Below are 1,498 nucleotides of genomic sequence, written 5' to 3'. Positions count from 1 at the left end.
GACCGCATCCTCTCGACCATGGCCGAGCGTGTTTTCGCGGCCGGCTTCGTTTGGCGCGTCATCGAGCAGAAATGGCCCGGTTTCGAAGAAGCGTTCCTCCGCTTCGAGCCGAAGCGGCTGTTGTTCCAGCCCGACGATTTCTGGCACGATCTGACAGCCGACCAGCGCATCGTGCGCAACCCGCAGAAGATCAAATCTGTCCGCGACAACGCCGTGTTTGTCGAGCGAGTGTCGAAGGAACATGGCGGCTTCGGCAAGTTCCTCGCCGACTGGCCGGCGGATGATCAGGTCGGGCTGATGGCATACCTCGGCAAGCATGGCAGCCGGCTTGGCGGCCACACAGGCCAGTATTTTCTGAGGTGGCTGGAATGGGACGCCTTCACCATCTCAACCGACATGGCGGCCGCACTTCGCGACGCCGGCCTGGACATCGCCGAAAGCCCGACCTCGAAGAGGGATCTCGACAAGATCCAGAACCAGATCAATGCCTGGGCGGCGCAAACCGGGCTGCCGCGCCGGCATATTTCGCGCATCCTGGCGATGTCGATCGGCGAGAACCATTCGCCGGAGGCACTGCGCGAATATATGGGCGAATAGGCTGCGATCGATCCGTCGATCGGTCTGACACGATCGACATCGGTCGATCGGTCAGTGGTCCAAATGAACGCCATTGCCCGGCGAATTCTGTCGCGCTAAGTCAGCAGGCATGACCGACAACACCGCTTCCGACATATTGCGCATCGCCGTCGCCCAGCTCAATCCGACGGTCGGCGACGTCGCCGGCAATCTCGCCAAGGCGCGCGAGGCGAGGGCGGATGCCGCTCGCCAGGGCGCCGACCTCGTGCTGTTCACCGAGCTTTTCCTTGCTGGGTATCCCCCCGAAGACCTGGTGCTGAAGCCGGCGTTCCTGAAGGCCTGCGAGCGGGCGGCGCAGGATTTCGCCGGTGATACCGCCGATGGTGGGCCGGGCGTCATCATCGGCACACCGCTGAAGCGTAAGAGCGGCACGCACAATTCGATCATCGTTGCCGATGGCGGCAAGATCCTTGCCGAGCGCTACAAGCTCGATCTGCCTAACTACGGCGAATTCGACGAGAAGCGCGTCTTCCAGGCGGGCCCTGAAATCCAGGGACCGGTCAATTTCCGCGGCGTGCGCCTGGGGATTCCGATCTGCGAAGACATATGGGGCGATGTCGGTATCTGCGAGACGCTGGCCGAAAGCGGTGCGGAAATCCTGCTGGTGCCGAACGGCTCGCCCTACTATCGCGGCAAAGTCGACGTTCGCCACCAGATCGTCATTCGTCAGGTCATCGAATGCGGATTGCCGATCATCTACGCCAATCAGCTTGGCGGCCAGGACGAGCTGATCTTCGACGGCGCGTCGTTTGCCATAGGTTCGGACAAGACGCTGGCCTTCCAGATGAGCCAGTTCGAGGAGACGGTCAACGTCACCACCTGGAAGCGGAACGGCGCCGCCGCAGGCGCGCAAAGTGGAAAT

2 protein-coding genes are annotated in these 1,498 nt (G+C 62.2%); both read left to right on the top strand.

What is annotated here, in order from left to right; genetic code table 11:
- Positions 1–597, top strand: a 597-nt coding sequence (locus E5W87_RS14325; protein ID WP_292398204.1) for a DNA-3-methyladenine glycosylase I, incomplete at its 5' end; no start/stop codon positions are given.
- A gap of 109 nt (positions 598–706) precedes the next feature.
- Positions 707–1,498 (top strand): nitrilase-related carbon-nitrogen hydrolase (locus E5W87_RS14320; protein ID WP_292398202.1); only part of this gene is annotated, 792 nt, incomplete at its 3' end.

The organism is Mesorhizobium sp., assembly GCF_004962925.1.
Lineage (GTDB): Bacteria > Pseudomonadota > Alphaproteobacteria > Rhizobiales > Rhizobiaceae > Mesorhizobium.
Note: the sequence above shows the minus strand (reverse complement) of the source record. Positions and strands in the feature narration are given on the sequence as shown.